At 71.9% G+C, this 18,045-nt stretch carries 14 protein-coding genes; 2 read left to right on the top strand and 12 right to left on the bottom strand.

The window, feature by feature from the left end; translation table 11 throughout:
- Positions 1-37: 37 nt before the first annotated feature.
- The 12 genes from QJ852_27085 to QJ852_27140 all read right to left on the bottom strand — a co-directional run bounded on the left by QJ852_27085 (position 38) and on the right by QJ852_27140 (position 13,785).
- Positions 38-2,404, bottom strand: coding sequence for a xanthine dehydrogenase family protein molybdopterin-binding subunit (locus QJ852_27085; GenBank protein ID WGX96799.1), 2,367 nt, complete (start codon positions 2,402-2,404; stop codon positions 38-40).
- Entirely contained in the window at positions 2,401-2,880 is a 480-nt protein-coding gene (locus QJ852_27090; GenBank protein WGX96800.1) for a (2Fe-2S)-binding protein, read from the bottom strand. The genes QJ852_27085 and QJ852_27090 overlap by 4 nt, the downstream gene beginning before the upstream one ends.
- Positions 2,877-5,288, bottom strand: coding sequence for a xanthine dehydrogenase family protein molybdopterin-binding subunit (locus QJ852_27095; protein ID WGX96801.1), 2,412 nt, complete (start codon positions 5,286-5,288; stop codon positions 2,877-2,879). Before QJ852_27095 ends, QJ852_27090 begins: the two co-directional genes overlap by 4 nt.
- The gene (locus QJ852_27100) at positions 5,285-6,142 is read right to left on the bottom strand and encodes a xanthine dehydrogenase family protein subunit M (protein ID WGX96802.1); all 858 of its coding nucleotides are present in this window, start codon (positions 6,140-6,142) and stop codon (positions 5,285-5,287) included. Before QJ852_27100 ends, QJ852_27095 begins: the two co-directional genes overlap by 4 nt.
- Positions 6,139-7,020, bottom strand: a complete 882-nt coding sequence (locus QJ852_27105) for a nitrilase-related carbon-nitrogen hydrolase (protein WGX96803.1) — start codon at positions 7,018-7,020, stop codon at positions 6,139-6,141. The genes QJ852_27100 and QJ852_27105 overlap by 4 nt, the downstream gene beginning before the upstream one ends.
- The gene (locus QJ852_27110; GenBank protein WGX96804.1) at positions 7,017-7,835 is read right to left on the bottom strand and encodes a cupin domain-containing protein; all 819 of its coding nucleotides are present in this window, start codon (positions 7,833-7,835) and stop codon (positions 7,017-7,019) included. Before QJ852_27110 ends, QJ852_27105 begins: the two co-directional genes overlap by 4 nt.
- Positions 7,836-7,970: 135 nt before the next feature.
- A complete protein-coding gene (locus tag QJ852_27115) occupies positions 7,971-8,801 on the bottom strand; it encodes an ABC transporter permease (GenBank protein ID WGX96805.1) in 831 nt (276 codons plus the stop codon).
- Between the two features lie 12 nt (positions 8,802-8,813).
- Complete coding sequence (locus QJ852_27120; GenBank protein ID WGX96806.1) at positions 8,814-9,515, bottom strand: ABC transporter ATP-binding protein; 702 nt, start codon at positions 9,513-9,515, stop codon at positions 8,814-8,816.
- Positions 9,516-9,604: 89 nt separating this feature from the next.
- Positions 9,605-10,672: an ABC transporter substrate-binding protein gene (locus tag QJ852_27125; protein WGX96807.1), complete on the bottom strand. Its 1,068-nt coding sequence runs from the start codon at positions 10,670-10,672 to the stop codon at positions 9,605-9,607.
- A 118-nt stretch (positions 10,673-10,790) separates the two neighbouring features.
- The gene (locus tag QJ852_27130) at positions 10,791-11,393 is read right to left on the bottom strand and encodes a cupin domain-containing protein (protein WGX96808.1); all 603 of its coding nucleotides are present in this window, start codon (positions 11,391-11,393) and stop codon (positions 10,791-10,793) included.
- A gap of 101 nt (positions 11,394-11,494) precedes the next feature.
- On the bottom strand, positions 11,495-12,418 hold the full coding sequence (locus QJ852_27135; protein WGX96809.1) for a carbon-nitrogen hydrolase family protein: 924 nt from the start codon (positions 12,416-12,418) through the stop codon (positions 11,495-11,497).
- Complete coding sequence (locus QJ852_27140) at positions 12,415-13,785, bottom strand: solute carrier family 23 protein (protein WGX96810.1); 1,371 nt, start codon at positions 13,783-13,785, stop codon at positions 12,415-12,417. Before QJ852_27140 ends, QJ852_27135 begins: the two co-directional genes overlap by 4 nt.
- A 207-nt stretch (positions 13,786-13,992) precedes the next feature.
- Here QJ852_27140 and QJ852_27145 point away from each other — a divergent pair, with 207 nt between their 5' ends.
- Positions 13,993-16,296 carry a DUF6049 family protein gene (locus QJ852_27145; protein WGX96811.1) on the top strand — a complete coding sequence of 768 codons (2,304 nt, stop codon included), beginning with the start codon at positions 13,993-13,995 and terminating at the stop codon, positions 16,294-16,296.
- Complete coding sequence (gene murJ, locus QJ852_27150) at positions 16,293-18,002, top strand: murein biosynthesis integral membrane protein MurJ (GenBank protein ID WGX96812.1); 1,710 nt, start codon at positions 16,293-16,295, stop codon at positions 18,000-18,002. Before QJ852_27145 ends, murJ begins: the two co-directional genes overlap by 4 nt.
- The last annotated feature ends 43 nt before the right edge of the window (positions 18,003-18,045 follow it).

Consider the following 18,045-nt stretch of genomic DNA (forward strand, 5'->3'; position numbering starts at 1 on the left):
GGAGGTCGTACGGCGGGTGCGTCAGCCGGTGGTCGCGTCAGCCGGTGGCCGCGTCAGCCGGTGGCCGGGAGCCGGTGACGCGGGCGGCCAGGTCGTGCACCGCCTGGGGGCGGATCGGCACCGAGGTGATCGCGCCCGGCCGCTGCAGGGCGTCGTCGACGGCGGAGGCGATCGCCGCGGCGACGGCGGTCACGCCGCCCTCCCCGGCACCCTTCACCCCGAGCGGGTTGATCGGGCTCGGGGCGTCCTCGGTGATCAGGATCTCGATCGGCGGCACTTCGTGCGCCGTGGGGATCAGGTAGTCCATGAAGGTGGTGCACAGCGGTGTGCCGTCGTCGGCGTAGCGGAACTCCTCGTAGAGCGCGCCGCCCAGGCCCTGGGCGACACCGCCCGCGATCTGTCCCTCGACCAGGGTCGGGTTGAGCGCCCGGCCCACGTCGTACCCGACGAGGTAGCGCTCGACCACCGTCTGGCCGGTGCCGGCGTCGAGCCGGACGACGGCCGCGTGCAGCCCGTAGGGATAGGTCATGTGGTCGGAGCGGAACCACCCGTCGGCGTCGAGACCCGGGTCCTCCTTGATCTCGACCGCGCGGACCGGCTCGAGCAGGCGGGCGATCTCGGCGAGGGACAGACGCGTCCCCGGATCGGACACCAGCCGCACGGCGCCGTCCGCCAGCTCGAGCTCCTCGACGCTGACCTTCAGCTCGTGCGCGGCGACCCGGACCGCCTTGTCCCGCAGGGCGGCCGCCGCGTTCGCCACGGCCGAGCCGGCCATCACCGAGAGCCGCGTGGCGAAGGCGCCGCGCCCGTAGCCGAACCGGTCCGTGCGCCCACGCACGACCCGGACCTCGTCGTGCGGGATGCCGAGCGTCTCGGCGGCGACCTGGGCGAGCACGGTGTCCACGCCCTGACCGACCGAGGACGCGCCGCAGGTGACACTCACCCGGCCTCGGGTGTCGACCGAGATCCGGGCACCCTCGACGGGGCCGATCCCGCTCTTCTCCACGAAGTAGCCGAAGCCGAAGCCGACCGCCTCGCCGGCCGCGCGCCGGGCGGCGACCTCGGCCCGGATGCCCGGGAAGTCGTAGCGCTCGCTCATCTTGTCCAGGAGCAGCCGGTAGTCGCCGGAGTCGTGGACCATCGAGGTGCCCATGGCCTGGATCGGCCGCTCGTAGGGCATGTCCTCGACGGCGATGAAGTTGCGGCGCCGGACCTGCTCACGGCCCAGGCCGAGCTCGGCGGCGATCTTGTCGACCAGCCGCTCGCGGGCGAAGGTGCCCTCGTACCGTCCGGGGGACCGATAGGTCCCGTGCGGTGTCTTGTGGGTCAACCGCACGTGCGCCTCCACCCGGAAGTGCGGGATCACGTACGGGCCCGGGAGCATCGAGGAGGTCAGCGACCCGACCGTCGCCCCGTGGGTGCGGACGTAGGCGCCCTGGTCCAGGGTGAAGCTGGCGTCCAGGGCGCGGATGAACCCGTCCTCCTCGACGAGCGCGCGCAGCCGATGGTGCTGGCCGCGCGAGTGGTTGGTCGCGAGCAGGTGCTCCTGCCGGTCCTCGATCCACTTCACCGGTGCCCGCAGCCGCATCGCCGCCAGGGCCACCAGGACGTCCTCCGGATAGAGCTCGCCGCGCGGGCCGAAGCCACCGCCCACGTGCGTCTCGCGGACCACCACCTGGGAGGGCGTGAGACCGGTCAGGTCGGCGATGGCGTCCCTGTTCCAGAACGGGACCTTGGCCGCTCCGTCGATGACCAGCTCCTGATCGGCCTCGACATAGCGCGCGACCAGTCCGCGACACTCCATCGGCACACCGGTATGGCGGCCGATCACCGCGTCCAGCTCGATGATCCGCCCGGCACCGGTGGCGAAGGCGGCCTCGACGTCGCCGTACTCGGTCACGAAGCGGGTGGCCTCGGAGTCCTGCTCCGGCAGGGGGGTGCCCAGCCCGGCGGCCCAGGTGGCCTGCTCGGCGTCGACCCAGGCCACGGGGTCGGCGTCCGGGTCGACGTGCGCCGGCAGCTGGTCGATCTCCACCACCACCCGCTCCGCGGCGTCCTCGGCGAGATAGGCCGACGTCGCGAAGACCACCGCGACCGGCTCGCCGACGTAGCGGACGACGCGGCGCGCCAGCACCGGCTGGCGATAGGGGAGCAGCTCCTCACGCGGCGTCAGCCGGAACCCGATCGCCGGCAGGTCGGCGACGTCGTCGTAGCTCCACGCGGCGACGACCCCGTCCAGCCGGAGGGCGTCGGCGACGTCGACCGAGCGGACCCGGCCGTGTGCCACCGGCGAGCGCACGACCCGCATGTGCAGCTCGCCCGCGTGATAGGTGTCGGCCGCATAGCGGCCAGCTCCACGCAGGAGGACGGGATCCTCGAGCCGGAGCGCCCGGGCCCCGATCATCCCGACATCTCCTCCGCGGCCGCCATCGACGCCTTCAGGATGTTCTGGTAGCCGGTGCAGCGGCACAGGTTGGAGGAGAGCACGTCGCGCATCTCCTCCTCGTCGGTATCGGGCTTCTCCTCCAGCTGACCGGCGACGAGCATCAGGAAGCCGGGCGTGCAGAATCCGCACTGCAGGCCGTGCTTCTCCCAGAACGCCCGCTGCACCGGATGCAACTGCTGGTCGTCGGGCGCCAGACCCTCGACGGTCCGGATCGACGTACCCTCGGCCTGGACCGCGAACATCAGGCAGGCCCGGACCGGCTTGCCGTCCACGAGGATGGTGCAGGCGCCGCACACCCCGTGCTCACAGCCGAGGTGGGTGCCGGTCAGCCCGCAGTCGTCGCGCAGCGCGTCCGCGAGGGTACGACGGGGCTCGATCTCGATGTCGTGGCGATCGCCGTTCACATAGAGACGGATGGGCACGGTCTGGCTCATGAGGCGGTCTCCCTGTCGGAAATGTCGGCGGCCTGCGCGGCCTGCGCTGATCTGATGGCCGTGCGGAGGCGGTGGGGGGTGGCGGGAAGGTGGTTGACGTCGATGCCCAGGTGGGCCAGGGCGTCAGAGACGGCGTTCGCGATCGCCGCCGGTGCTCCGATGGTGCCGCCCTCACCGACACCCTTGGCGCCGGTCACCGACTGCGGTGACGTGGTCTCCAGGTGGGCGATCTCGATGTCCGGCACCTCGTGCAGGGTCGGCGGCAGGTAGTCCATCAGCGAGGTGGTGACGAGCACACCGCGGTCGTCGTAGATCAGCTCCTCGAAGAGGGCGTTGGCGATCCCCTGGACGACCCCGCCCTGGATCTGGCCGTCGACGATGGCCGGGTTGACCAACCGGCCCGCGTCCTCGGCGACCAGGAACCTCGTGACAGCGACGGCGCCGGTCGCGGGATCCACCTCCACCTCCGCGACATGGCAGGCGTTGGCGAACGTGCCCGACGGATCGTAGGTCGCCGTCGCCTCGAGCGCCGGCTCGCCCTTGTCGGGGATCAGGTGGGAGGAGTGGTAGGTGTCCCGAGCGAGCACGAAGAACGGCACCGACTCGCCGGTCTCCCGGTGGCGGGCCTCGCCGTCGCTCAGGTCGATGTCGCCGGGCAGGCCGCCGAGGCGACTGCTGGCCAAGGTCCGCAGCCGGCCCGCGAGCTCCCTGGCGGCGAGCAGCGAGGCACCGCCGGCCATCACCATGGCCCGGCTGGCGAAGCTGCCCCAGCCGTACGGTGTCGCGTCGGTGTCGGAGTGGATCACCCGGACCTCGTCGGGAGCCACCCCCAGCTCGTCGCTGATCACCTGGGCCAGAGCGGTCCGCAGGCCTTGCCCGTGCGGCGATGCGCCGATCCGGACGGTGACGCCGGCGGAGCTGTCCATGGCCAGCACCACCCGCTCGAAGCCCGGGGTGATCACGTCCGCGACCGCGTTCGGCTTGAGCTCGAAGGGCGCCGAGCGAGCGGCGAAGGCGGGCGTGCCGTAGCCGGTGCGCTCGGCGAAGGAGGAGAACCCGATGCCCAGCAGCCGTCCCTCGTCCCGGGCCGTCCGCTGCCGCCGGCGGAAGTCGGCGACGTCGGCCAGGTCGGCGGCCGCTGCCAGGGTCTGACGGTGCGAGGCGTTGTCCAGGACCAGGCCACTGGGGATCCGGTGCGGGAACTCGTGCACCAGATTGCGCATCCGCAGCTCGACCGGATCGATGTCGAGCCGGCGGGCGGCCACGTCCATCAGTCGCTCCATGGCGAGCACCTGCACCGGGCGCGAGACACCGCGGTAGGGGGCGATCGGGCACTTGTTGCTGAGCACCGCGCGGGAGCGGACGGAGTACTCGCGTACCGCGTAGGGGCCGGTGAGCTCGGCCATCGCCATCAGCGGCTCGACGCCGTAGGTGACCGGATAGCAGCTGTAGGCGCCGACGTCGCAGCGCAGGTCGGCCCGCACGGCCAGCAGGTCGCCGTCCTCGGTGAAGGCGCCCTCGACGTCGTACACCTGCTCGCGGCTGTGCCAGGCCGCCATGAAGTTCTCCTCGCGCGTCTCGATCCACGCGATGTTGCGACGCAGTCGACGGGCGGCGTGGACGACCATGACGTCCTCGCGGGCCAGGGCCATCTTGGCGCCGAACCCACCGCCGACGTCGGGAGCGATCACCCGCAGGTCGTCCTCCCGGATGCCGAGAACGTCGGCCAGACCGGTCCGGATCACGTGCGGCATCTGGGTGGTGACGTGCAGCGTGGTGCGTCCCGTCGCCGGGTCGTACGCCGCGTGGCTGGCCCGGGCCTCGAGCGGCATCGCGCTCTGTCGGGCCGACCCCACCTGGACGCTGACCCGGTGCGCCGCGGCGGCGAAGACCTCGTCGAAGCCCGGGGTGTGGATCCGCCCGTCGACCACCGTGTTGGGGTCGCCGGGGAAGTCGACGTCGTGCACCAGCCGCGCCTGGTCGGCGGTGGCGTCGGCGACGCTGAGCACCGCCGGCAGCGGCTCGATCTCGACGACCACCCGCTCCAGCGCGTCCTCGGCCTCGGCCTCGGTCTCGGCCAGCACCATGGCCACCGGCTCGCCGACGAACCGCACCACGTCGCGAGCCAGGATCGGCTGGCGCGTGGTGACGAAGTCCGGGCGCGCGAGGGAAGCGACGATCTCACCCACGCCGTCCAGGTCCGCGGCGGTGTAGATCCGCACCCCCGGCGGAGCGGTGATCCCCACGATCCGCCCCGCGGCGATCGAGCTGCGGACGAACTTGGCATACCAGCAGCGGTCCCGGGCCGCGACGTCGGCGACGTAGCGCCCGTGGCCGCGCAGGATCGAGGGATCCTCGACCCGGGGCAGGCTCCGCCCGGTCCAGCTCGGAGGCACGACGGCTGTCATCCCACCGCTCCGGCGAGGGCACGCGGCAGGAGTGTTCGGACGAGGTCGCGCCGGTACTCGCCGTCGCCATGGCTGTCCGAGGGCGGGTCCACCTCGTCGGCGGCCGCCTCGGCGGCGTCACGCAGCAGACGCGGACCCCACTCCTGCCCGAGCAGGACCTGCTCGGCCGCCGCGCTGCGGAAGGGCACCTCGCTGACCCCGCCCAGGCAGACGCGAGCGTCCCGGACCACGCCGTCGACGATCTGGACGGCACCGGTGGCCGCGACGATCGCGAAGTCGCCGGCCCGCCGCGCGAACTCGGCGATCCCCGTCCGGTAGCTGTCGTCGAGGGCGGGGAGCGACACCTCGGTGAGGATCTCGTCCGGCTCCATGGCGGTGGTGAAGATCGACCAGAAGAAGTCCGAGGCCGGGATGGTCCGGGTGCCGCGGGCCTGGCTGCGCACCGTCATCTCGGCGTCGAGCAGCCCGGCCACCAGGCACCACTCGGACGCCGCGTCGCAGTGCGCGATCGATCCGCCGAAGGTGCCGCGGGTGCGGATCGGCAGGTGTCCGACGTGGGCCGCGCCCGTGCGCAGCAGGCTGCCCAGCGGGGTGGCCATCGAGAGGTTCTGCAACGCGAGGTGGCGGGTCCGGGCGCGGATCACGACGCGGTCCCCGACCGACTCGACGCCCTCCAGCAGCGGGATCCGGTTGATGTCGATCAGCCGCTCGGGGCGGGCCAACCGGAAGTTCATCATCGGGACCAGGCTCTGCCCGCCGGCGAGGACCTTGCTCTCGTCCGGGTCCTTGGCCAGCTCCGCGAGAGCCTCCTCCAGACTCGCCGGACGCACGTACTCGAAGTTTGCGGGCTTCACCAGGTCTCCCCTCGGTACTGCACGGCGTACACATCGGTACGGCGATCCTCCCTGGGTCGGATCGTCGCACTCCGCACCCGGGCCGCGCGGACGGCCGCCAGGTCCACACGCACCACCGCCGCGTCGGCACCGGTGCGCGACAGCGGGCCGGCCAACAGCTCGCCGTAGGCGTCGACCGCGACCGAGCCGCCGAGCGTGGCCGGACCGCCGGCTCCCGCCCCGGCCACCTGGGAGACCGCGACGACGGCGACCTGGTCGAGGTTCGCCTGCGCGATCACCGACTCCGCATGCCGCGTGGCGCCGGCGGTGGGCACCCGCGCGTCGTACCCGCCGACCCAAGCGGCCGGGGCGAGCACGATCTCGGCGCCGCGCAGGGACATCGCGCGGAGCACCTCGACGAAGCGCAGGTCGTAGCAGATGCAGACCCCGAGGACACCGAACCGGGTCCGGGCGATCGGGAGGCCGCGGTCGCCCGGGGTGTAGGCCTCCAGCTCGCGGTCGAACAGGTGCAGCTTGCGGTAGTGCAGCACCGGACCGTCACCGTCGACCACCACCACGGTGTTGAACAGCTCCGCGTCCTGCCGTCCGGACCCGGCGGACTCGCAGAAGCCGTAGGCGACCATGCCGCCGGTCCGCCCCGCGAGGGTCGAGAACGCGGCCGTGGTCGGCCCGTCGAGCGGCTCCGCGACCTCCCGCGCACGGCCGGGATCGACCACGTAGCCGCCGATGGCCAGCTCCGGCAGCACCACGAGATCGGCACCGGCGGCGAGGGCCGACTCGGCACGCCGCAGACACAGGTCACGGTTCTGCTCGGGGCGACCCGGGACGACCTCGACCTGCTCGAGCGCGATCGCGACGCTGTCGGACACGGGGGTCATCGACCGATCTTCTCCATGATGTCCGCGACGTCGACCCCGGCGGCGCGGAGCATGTCGGTGTCGGCCGGACACGGGCCGCCGACACTGACCACCCGTTCGCCGCGGTCGGCGGCGACGGCGTGCCAGGTGCCGATCTCGATGTGCACGGTGTCGCCGGGACCGATCGGGAAGCGCTCGCCCGTGCTGACGTTCTCGGCCGTGCCGCGGCCCTCGAGGATGTGGATGGTGTCCTCGGACTCGGCGTGCACGTGCTCCTTGTTCCGCTCACCCGGTTCGAGGACGACGTAGTTCATGTTGGCGTCGACCGCGCCGGCACCCAGCCACACGACGAGCCGGGCGTCACGGGAGATGAACGGAACCATCAGGCCCGGACGGTCGCGGTGGTACACGGAGAGCCGCGACTCCTCGAGGTACGGCGCCGCGGCGGCGCCGAGCGCGGGATCGACCGGGCACGGCCCGCCGATCAGCACCGCCCCCTGGTCGGACTCGATCGCGTAGGTGGCGCCGGCATGCAGGTGGATCATCGACCCCGGCGCGAGCCGGTGGCTGTCCCGCCGGTGACGCAGCAGCTCGGTCACGACCGGAGTGCCCTCGACCACGTAGTAGACGGCCTCGCCGTCGTGGCGCAGCGGCACCGTCGTCCCGGCGGGGTCGATCCGCACGTGGTGCATGCTCCGGCGCTGCGCACCCGAGGCCGGTCCGACCATCTCGCGGAAGGTCCCGCCCTGCACGAGCCCGAGGTCGGCGCCCCACTGCTCGGGGGAGATCACGCGAAGGCCGGCCACGGCGGGCGCCGGGGAGTGGGTCTCAGTCACGGTGGTATCTACCTTCAATAGTGTCGTACTTGATTTCAATCATACTGTACTCGCTCGCCGCCAGTCCCGCCCGTCCGCCGCCGGAAAGGGGTCGCGTGGACGCCGGCAGCCCCGGCCGCCGGCGTCCACACCGGGTCACACCGCGTGGTGCCGCCAGCGCACGATGCGCGCCTCGAGGATCTCCACCAGCCAGTAGAGGATGAGACCGAAGATCATCAGGGCGACGATCACCGCGAAGCCGGCCGCGACGTTGAGCTGGAAGTTGAGGGACTTGATCAGCACGCCCATGCCGCGGGAGGCGCCGACGAACTCGGCGACGATCGCACCGATCAGCGCCAGGGTGATCGCGTTCTTGATGCCGGCGAAGATGAGGGGAAGGGAGGACGGCAGGGTGAGCTTGACGTACTCCTCCCAGCGACTGGCGCCCAGGGAGCGCATCAGCGTCCGCGCGGCGGGGTCGACACCGCTCATGCCGACCATCACGTTCAGCAGGACCGGGAAGAAGCAGATGGTCGCCGCCATCACGATCTTGGAGGTGAGGCCGAAGCCGAACCAGGTGAGGAAGAGCGGCGCGAGCGCGACGCGCGGGGTGATCTGGAAGCCCACCACCAGGGGATAGAAGGCGGTGCGGGCCCAGCCGAACATCCCGAGCAGCGTGCCCAGCACCCAGGCCAGGACCACGCCGATGCCGAAGCCGGCCAGCGTCTCGGCCAGCGTGACCCAGGTGGCGTCCCAGAAGTACTGCTCGTCGAGCATCCCGAACAGCTCCACGGCGACATCGCTGGGCGCGGGCACGATGATCTCGTTGACCAGGCCGCCGCGGGCGGCGGCCTCCCAGATGCCGACGGAGATGGCCAGGACCAGGGCCGGGAGGCCGACGGCTCCCGCGGCCCGCCGGCGGCGGTTGCGCGCCTTCGTGGTGGCGGTGCGCACGGACCGGGCCGGCGTGGCGGTGGTGGTCGTCATGGTGTCCTCGTCTCAGATGTACTCGGCGATGGCCGCGCGGACCCGGCCCTCGAGCGCGACGGTCTCGGCGGCGCCGACCAGGTCACGCGTGCGGGGGCGGGGGAGCGGGACGTCGATGACGTCGATGACCTCGCCCGGCCGGGGGCGCATACAGACGATCCGATCGGAGAGGAAGACCGCCTCGGCGATGTTGTGGGTGACGAACAAGGTGGTGCGTCCGAGACGGTCGTGCATGCTCGCCAGCTCGACGTTGAGACGCTCACGGGTGAACTCGTCGAGCGCGGAGAAGGGCTCGTCCATCAGCAGCAGGGGCGGGTCGGTGACCAAGGCGCGGACCAGACTCACCCGCTGCCGCATGCCACCGGAGAGCTCCCACACGTTCTTCTTCGCGAACTCGGTCAGGTGGGTGAGCTCGAGCAGGTCCTCGGCCCGGCGACGCGCGGCGACGGGGTCCAGGCGGAGGATCTCCACAGGCAGCATCACGTTGTCGATCACGCTGCGCCAGGGGAAGAGGACCGGGGACTGGAGCATGATCGCGAGGTCGGGCCGTCCCGCGGCAGCGGGCGTGCCCCGCACCTCGATCACGCCCTCGGTCGGCTCCAGCAGTCCGGCGACCATGTGCAGCAAGGTCGACTTCCCGCAGCCGCTGGGCCCGAGGAACGAGACGAACTCTCCCGGCGCGATGTCGAGATCGACGTCGACCAGCGCCTGCACCTAACCACCGTCAGCGGTGTCGTAGAGCTTGTTGACCCCGCGGACACTGATCCCCTGCTCGGTGTCCTGCGCGAGGGTGGCCGCCGCACTCACGGGGCCGCCCGGAGCTCGGCGACGTCGAAGTCGGAGTAGTCGGCCACGAAGTCCGCGACCGACTCGCCGCCACCGAGCCTCGCCCCGTCGAGGTCGCCGCTGACCGCGCCGGAGTCCTCGAGCACCTGGATGGTGGTCTCCCAGGCTTCGACGGGAACCGCGCCGAAGGGCTCGTCGCCCTCGGCCGTGACGCCCGAGAGCGCGATCGTGTCCTTGGTGTACTGCGCGGCGAAGTCCATGTCCTCGCACTCCTGGGGCACCTGCGCACAGGCGAGCTCGGTCGCCTCCTCAGGATGGGCCGCAGCGTAGATCGCGCCCTTCGCCCAGGCCCGGGCCAGACCCACCAGCTGCCCGCGGGTCTCCTCGTCCTCCAGGTGCTCGGCGGTCGTGATCAGGCAGTCGCCCGGGATCGCGTTGTACTCCGCCGGGGTGATGTCGCGGGTGACCAGCCGCCCGTCGGCACTGAGGGTGGAGATGTCGGGGTAGCTGCCGGCGTACGCGTCGACCTGGCCGTCGAGGATCGCGTTCAGCGAGGCCGGGCCGGCGTCGCCGATCGGCTGCACGGTGACGTCGCGATCGCGCTCGAGTCCGGCGTCCGCGAGGGAGGCGTTGACGATCGGCTCCTCGCCGCCTCCGGCCTCGGCGATGCCCAGGGTCTTGCCCTTCAGGTCCGCGACCGTGGTGATGTCGGAGTCCTCGGGCACCACGATGCGGAAGATGTTCTGCGGCGGGTTGCACATCAGGGCCCGGACCTCGTCGTTCTTCGAGTACGCCACCACCGTGTCCGGCGCACCGGCCCACCCGACCGCGGTGTTACCCGAGAGGAGCTGCTGGGTGACGAAGCCCGAACCGTTCGTCTCCTCCAGGTCCAGGCTGATTCCCTCGTCCGCCAAGAAGCCCTTCTCCTCCGCCACCAGCAGGGGCAGCCAGTAGATGGACTTCTTGTACGACAGCATGACCAGGAGGTCGCCGTCGTCGTTCGTCGCCGACCCCTCGCTGCCGCACGCGGTCAGGATCAACGAGGCGGCTGCGGCTGTCGCGGCCAAGGTTCGCCAGGATTTCATCGGGGGCTCCTTGAGGGTTTCGGGAGCCCCAGCGTGCACTGTGATTGAAACAGTGTCAACGACGTTGAACTAGTTCATCGAGTCTTCATCCGGTTGAAACACCCGCTCGACCGGTGGATCACGGTCCCTCGATGTTCACCCAGACCGCGACCGCCTTCTTGCGGCCGCTGTTGATGATCCGGTGCGGCCGGTCGGACGGGTAGGCGATCAGGTCGCCCGGCTTCAAGGTGTGCGTCTGGCCGTCGAGCTCGACGGTGAGGGTGCCGGAGATCAGCATGCCGAACTCACGGCCGTCGTGGTGGGTCGCGACCGGTCCGCTGGCGCCGCCGGGCTCGTACTCGTTGACCGCCAGCTCCACACCGGACTCGACGTCGTTGTGCGCGACCCGGCGCCGCGCGCCCTCGTTGGTGCGCACCGACGGCTGCTCGGCCAGGCGCCGGACCGGATCGGAGTGCTCGGGCTCGTCGCGGTCGAACAGGTCGGACATGTGCACGCCCAGCGCCGACGCGACCGAGACCAGCGTGCCGACCGAGGCACTGGCCACCCCACGCTCCAGCATGGACAGCATCGAGACGCTGACGCCGGTGCGGGACGCGACCTCCTTCAGCGTCAGGCCCTGCCGTGAGCGCAGCAGCCGCACCCGGGCGCCGATCTGCGCGATGGCCTGGTCCGCGGCATCGCCGGCGGCGGCCGCCGTCCGAGCGTCGTTGCTGGATGCCATCGCGGGGTCTCCTGTCGTGGCGTGGCCGTGGCGTGCCGTCGAAGACTTTCAGCGAGAGTGAAAGTCGTCAACTGCCGGACGCGGTACCCGGCAGTGCCCCCTCACCCCTGACGCGCGGACGGAGCGGCTTCTCGGGCGGCCTCGAGGAGGGCGCCGTACAGCTCGGGGCGACGCCAGTCGAGGTGACCGGGGATGGTGCGATACGGCGCGGGGACGATCAGCTCCTCGGTGGTGCGCCGCAGGTAGCGGGTCCGCTCCAGGTCGAGCTCGGCGACCAGGATCCCCGGCTCGGGCGAGCGCGCCAGGATCCCCTCGGGAGAGGCGACCATGCCGATGCCGCGGGTCAGGCCCGGGCCGGAGCTCTCGAAGCTCTCGCCCGCGAACTGCTCGGCGACGCTGCGGCTCATCAGGTTCACCAGGGTCGCCGTGTAGAGGTGGTTCTCGATCGCCCGAGCGTGGACCAGCGTCTGCCAGGCCTCGGTGTAGCCGAGCTCGTCGATCAGGAGGCCGCTCGGGTAGAGCACCACCTCCGCCCCCCGGAGCGCGAGGATCCTGGTCACCTCCGGCAGGTGCACCTCCGAGCAGATGGAGATGCCCAGCTTCCCCCACGGCATGTCGATCACCGGGAAGTCGTCGGCAGCCACGTAGTCGAAGTTCCACTCCGGGCTGTCGCGGTAGATGTAGGGGCCCACCGGGTGCGTACGCCGGTAGGCGCCCCGCTCCTCGCCGCGATCGTCGACCACGACGGTCGTGATGTTGAAGGAGCCGGGGCGGTGCGGGTCGGGCAGGGAGGTGCCGTAGGCGAGGGCCACCCCGTGCTCACGGGCCGCGCGCGCCATCGGCTCGGCGACCTCGTAGCGGTTCGCCTCGGTGAACGGCCCCGGGAAGTTCTCGGCGAAGGCGAGCAGGTCCACCCCCCGCTCGCCGGCCTGGCGGACCAGGTCCAACGCCCGCACCAGGTTCTGCTGCTCCTGGTCGCCGAAGGACGTCTCCACCTGGGCCAGCCCGAGCCGGATGACGGTCACGCCCTCGACCCGCTCTCCAGGAGCGGTCGGATGCCGTAGTTGATGACCAGGTGAAGCACGAGCAACAGGATCACGCCCACCATCATCGGCGAGGTCACGATGCTGGCCACCTCCTCGGGCAGGTCGTCGACGATCTCGGCCGGCAGGAACTGGGTGCCGAGCGCGACGATGAAGGCCGGCGCCGCCACCATCATGTTCAACTCGTCCCAGCGTACGGTCGCCATCATCTGCACTCCCGACATCGCGATGATGCCGAACAGGATGGTCGAGGCGGCGGCGAGGACGGGCATCGGCAGGCTCGCCACGAACAGGCCGACCTTGGGGAGGAAGGCCAGCACGATCGCGGCGAAGCCGGCCGTCATGGTGACGAACCTGCTGCCGATGCCCGACATCCGCACGATGCCGGCGTTCTCCGGGTACGACGTCGTGCCGATGCCACCGAAGAGGGCACCGACGGAGGTCCCGACCACCTCGGTGAACACGCCGCGGTTGGTGCGCTCGACGCTGATCCGCTGACCACCCCAGCCGCCGATCATCTGGTACATCCCGGCCGACTCGGTGCCCGCTTGCAAGAAGGCGAGCAGCATCAGCACGACCACGGAGAACTCGACGTCGAAGCCGAACCCGAGCAGCTCGGGGGTGCCGACCACCGAGGCGCCGCCGAGGCTGGGCAGGTCCCACTGGCCGGCGAGCGCCGCGACCACCGTGCCCGCGACGATCCCGAAGAAGATCGAGGCGCGGCGCAGCACGGTGTTCCGGCCGAAGATGGTGAAGCAGACCACGGCCAGCACGGTGGCCACGCTGATCAGGAAGTACGGCATGCCGAAGCCGTCCGCGCCGGGGGTGCCGAACCAGCCGCTGAGCCCGATCGCGGCCAACTGGGCCCCGATGATCACGAACAGCGTGCCGAACAGGATCGGGTCCGACGCCAGCCGGGCGACGTGGCCGAAGAGACCGAAGCGCCGGCTGGGAAGACTGAGCAGCGCGAAGATCAGGCCGGCGACGACCATCGAGCCGAAGGCGGTGTCCAGGCCGAAGGCCAGCCCCGACGAGACGATCGCCAGCATGAACGCGGCCGTCGGGCCCTGCACGATCGGCAGGCGCAACAGGCGCGAGGACTGCAGCACCGTGATCAGGCCGGTCATGAAGAAGCAGCCCTGGGTGATCCAGCCGGTCTCCTCGGCCGAGAGCTCGAGCGTCGCCCCGATGATGCTGGGGAACAACCAGATGCCGGTCAGGGCCAGCAGGTGCTGCACGCCGAACAGTCCGGTTCTCGGGACGCTCAGCCGCTCCTCGAAACCGACCGTCAGGATCGGCGCGGCGTCGGACGAGGACGAGGACGTGGCCGTGGTGGGCTGATGGGCCATGACAGGCACCTCACTTGGGGATGGTCGCTCCGGGCGATCGGCTGACCGGCGCCACGAGCACCAGCGTTTCATGAATATTGAACTGTAAGGCTGTCTAGCGCAAGAGGTAGGGGAAAACTTCTAGCCTGTTTGAAATGCAGTGCCCTCTCGCGTCCTTCTTCCGTCGTCGGGGACGGCCGCCGCCGGGGCCCCCACTACCCTCGGTGCGTGGTCCGCCGTCCTTCCCGCCTGCTCGCAGGCTTGGCGACCGCTCTGCTCCTCGGCCTCACCGCGCCGGCACTGGCCGGAGCGCCCGCCGCCTCCGGGGCCCCGGCCGGACCCCGGCCGGCGGCCGCGCCCGAGAACGCCGCCGAGAGGGCGCCCAAGAACGCGGAGTACGACCCGCCGCTCGAGGTGACCATCGACGAGCTGACCCCCGGCGTGCTGCCCCGCAAGGGTCCGCTGGTCGTCCGCGGACAGGTCACCAACGTCGACCTCGAGACCTGGCAGCGGATCAACCTCTACCCGATGTTCGGCGCCGGCGACGACTGCCTCGGCTGCCCCCCGGCCATGACCACCGAGGACGAGCTGACGGACGCGGCCGCCACCGATCCCGAGGCGCAGGTCGGCGTGCGCAAGACCGACGAACCGGTCGTCCAGGCGCAGATCGAGACCCTCGGCCCGGGCGAGACCCAGACCTTCGCGCTCCGGATCCCGCAGCGGGTGCTGCGCGACGTGTTCGCGAACCCGACCACCGGCGTCTACTGGTTCGGTGTGCATGCCCTCGGCGAGAACCCCGACGGTCGCGACACCCTGGCCGACGGGCGGGCCCGCACCTTCCTCCCGTACGTCGAGCCGGGCACCTCCGCCCGGGTCGACACCGCGGTCGTCGTACCGCTGCGCGGACGGGTGGCCCACTCGGCTGACGGCGAGCTCGGCCGCACCGACTGGTGGGAGGAAGCGCTCTCCCCGGAGGGCGTCCTCGGCGGCCCGCTCGCGTTCGGTGCGGCGAGCACCACCGCCCCGGTGACCTGGCTGCTCGACCCCGCGGTCGCCGACGCCGTCAACCAGCTCGCGGCCGGCAACCCGGTCCGCGCGATCACGCCGGTCGCGCCCGACGACGAGCCGTCGGAGAGCGAGGACCCCTCACCGAGCGGGTCGGCCAGCGAGGGCGGGGCCGACGGGGCCGGCGAGGGCGCCGACGACGCCGCCGACGTCGGCACCACGACCCTCGACCCCGACGACCCGCTCGTCCGCGCCGCCCAGGCCTGGCTCCAGCGGGCGGCCACGGTGCTGCCCGACGACACCGTCGCCGCGCTCCCGTACGGCGACCCCGATCTCGCCGCCGCGGCGCGGTCCCTGCCCAGCCTGTACCCGACCGCCCGCAAGCACGCGTCGCCGACGCTGACCGCCTGGGGCATCGAGTCCACCCCGGTCGTGGCGTCCCGCAACGGCTACCTCGACGCCGCCGCGATCGGCGACGTCGACGACGCGGCGACCGTGCTGCTCGGCGAGCAGATGTTCCCGGCCGAGGACTTCCCCGACGGCGCTCCGGTGGGCGGCCTCGTCGGGGACCGGCCGATCGTGGCCACCAGCACCGCGACCGCACGCGGCGGCCCGGGCCCCGACCCGGCCCTGGCCCCCGTCGCGCTGCGCCAGCGGCTGCTCAGCGAGGCGGTGATCCGGATCCTCCGGGCCGGCGACCAGCGGCCCGATCCGCTCGTGGTCGTGCTCCCGTCGAGCATCGACGCCGCCGGCGCCCGTGAGTTCTGGGCGGGCCTGGACGACGGCCCGGTGACCCTGGTCGACCTGCCCACCGTCACCCGGACCAACGACCTCGCCACCGACACCGACGACGCCGCCCAGCGCCAGATCGACCCCGACGACCTCGCCTACCCGCAGGGCCAGGTCGCCGCCCAGCTGGACGCGAGCGTGTTCAACGAGGCCGGCAGCCTGATCCGCGCGGCCCGGGCTCTGCAGAGCATCCTGGGCGACGGCTACGCCATCGGCGAGACGGTGGTCGGCGAGGCACTGGCCGGGACGTCGTACGCCCTGCGCGACGACGCCGACGCCGGGCCGCGCCTGGGCCGCTCCCGCGCCTGGGTGGAGGAGCAGCTCGGTCAGGTCGACCTCGATGCGCCGCAGGGGGTCACCCTGTCGAGCAGCTCCGGCAGCTTCAACGTCGCGGTCAGCAACACGCTCGACCACGCGGTGACCGTGCGGATCGAGGTCGCCACCGACGACGGCGCGACCATCTCGGTGGCCAACCCGATCGTGCTGGCGGCCAACAGCCGCTCGTCGGTCCCGGTCAGCGCCGACATGCACGGCACCGGCGTTCACAACGTCCGGCTGCGGCTCACCGACGCCGACGGCACCCCGCTCGGCGCCGAGGACGAGCTGCCGATCCGCTCGGGCCAGGTCGGGGTCGTCATCTGGGCGATCATCGGCACCGGCGCCGGCATCCTCTTCCTCGCCATCGGCATCCGCCTGGTCCGCCGGTTCCGGGCCGCGCGCGGCGGGGCCGCGTCGTGAGCGACGGCGACTCCGCGAGCACCGCGCCCGGCGGCGACGCCGGCGAGCAGCGCCGGATCCTCGCGAACACCGCGGTGATGGCGGCCGGCACCGTCGTGTCCCGGTTCAGCGGGTTCATCCGCTCGACCCTGCTCGCGGCGGCGCTCGGCATCTCGCTGCACGCCGACATCTTCACCGTGGCGAACACGGTGCCGAACATGCTCTACATCCTGCTCGCGGGCGGCGTTTTCAACGCGGTGCTGGTGCCGCAGATCGTGCGGGCGATGACGAACGACGCCGACGGCGGCGCGGCGTACGTCAACCGGGTGATCACGCTGGCGGCCTGCTTCCTCGGGCTGGTGACCGTGCTGCTCGTGGTGGCCGCGCCGCTCGTCATGCAGGTCCTGGTGCCGAGCTACGACGCGCCGCACCTCGCCGAACAGCGCCAGTCCGCGATCGACTTCGCCCGCTTCTGCCTGCCGCAGGTCTTCTTCTACGGCATGTTCGTGCTGTTCGGGCAGGTGCTCAACGCCCGCGGCCGGTTCGGGCCGATGATGTGGGCGCCGATCGCCAACAACCTGATCTCGATCGGGGTGCTGGTCACCTACCTCGTGGCCTTCGGACCGGCCAGCCCCGCCGAGCAGCAGGCCGCCTTCTCGCCCGGCCAGGAGCGCCTGCTCGGCATCGGCTCCACGGTCGGGATCGCGGTGCAGCTGCTGGTCCTGGTGCCGTACCTGCGCGGCTGCGGGGTGCGGATCCGGCCCCGCTTCGACTGGCGGGGCGTCGGCCTGGGCCACACCCTCAGGCTCGGCCTGTGGACGGTGCTGTTCGTCGTCGTCAACCAGATCGCCTACGTCGTCGTGGTGCGCCTCGCGTCCGGCGGCACGGCCGCGGCCGACGACGGCACCGGCATCACCATCTACTCCAACGTGATGCTGGTGGTGATGGTGCCGCACTCGATCATCACCGTGTCCCTGGCCACCGCGATCCTGCCGCGCCTGTCCGCCGCGGCGGCCGACGCCGACCTGGGCCGGCTGGCCACCACGCTGGGCAGCACGCTGCGCACGGCGCTCGTGGTCGTCGTACCGTTCGCGGCACTGCTGCCGTCGATCGCCCTCCCGCTGGCCCAGGTCGTGTGGGGGCACGGTGCGACCGCCCCGTACTTCTACCGGTTCGAGTCGTCGATGGTGCTCTTCGGCTTCGCCGTCGTCGCGTTCACCGTGCACTACCTCGTGCTGCGCGGCTTCTACGCCCTCGAACTCAACCGCCTGGTCTTCTACGTCCAGTGCGTCATCGCGGCCACCAATATCGGCCTCGCCGTGCTCTTCGTGTCGCGGGTCGACCCGTGGGACACCTCGCCGATGCTGGTGCTCGCCTACGGCGGCGCGTACACCGTCGGCGCCACACTCTCGTCCGTGGTGCTCGTCCGGCGGCTGCGGCGGGGCGGGGCGCCCGGCGGCGCCGTACGCCGGTGGCGGGGCTTCGTGCTGCGCCTGCTGGGGGCGAGCATCGTGGTGTTCGTGGTCGGCCGTTTCCTCGACATCGTCGTCACCGACACCGTGGTCGAGCTCGTCGGCGGCAGCCCGCACTGGAGCCTGGCGGCGGTCGAGGTGGCCGTCGTCGCCGCCGGGGCGGGGGCGGCGCTGCTGGGCGTCGCCGGGCCGCTGCGCCTGTCCGAGGTCACCTCCGTGGCCGACACCGTCGCCGGGCGGCTGCGGAGGCGCTGAGCCGGTCTAAGGTGACCCGGAGGGGACACCGAGGGACACGAGG

Origin of the sequence: Nocardioides sp. L-11A, from assembly GCA_029961745.1 — a bacterium.
Classification (GTDB): Bacteria; Actinomycetota; Actinomycetes; order Propionibacteriales; family Nocardioidaceae; genus Nocardioides.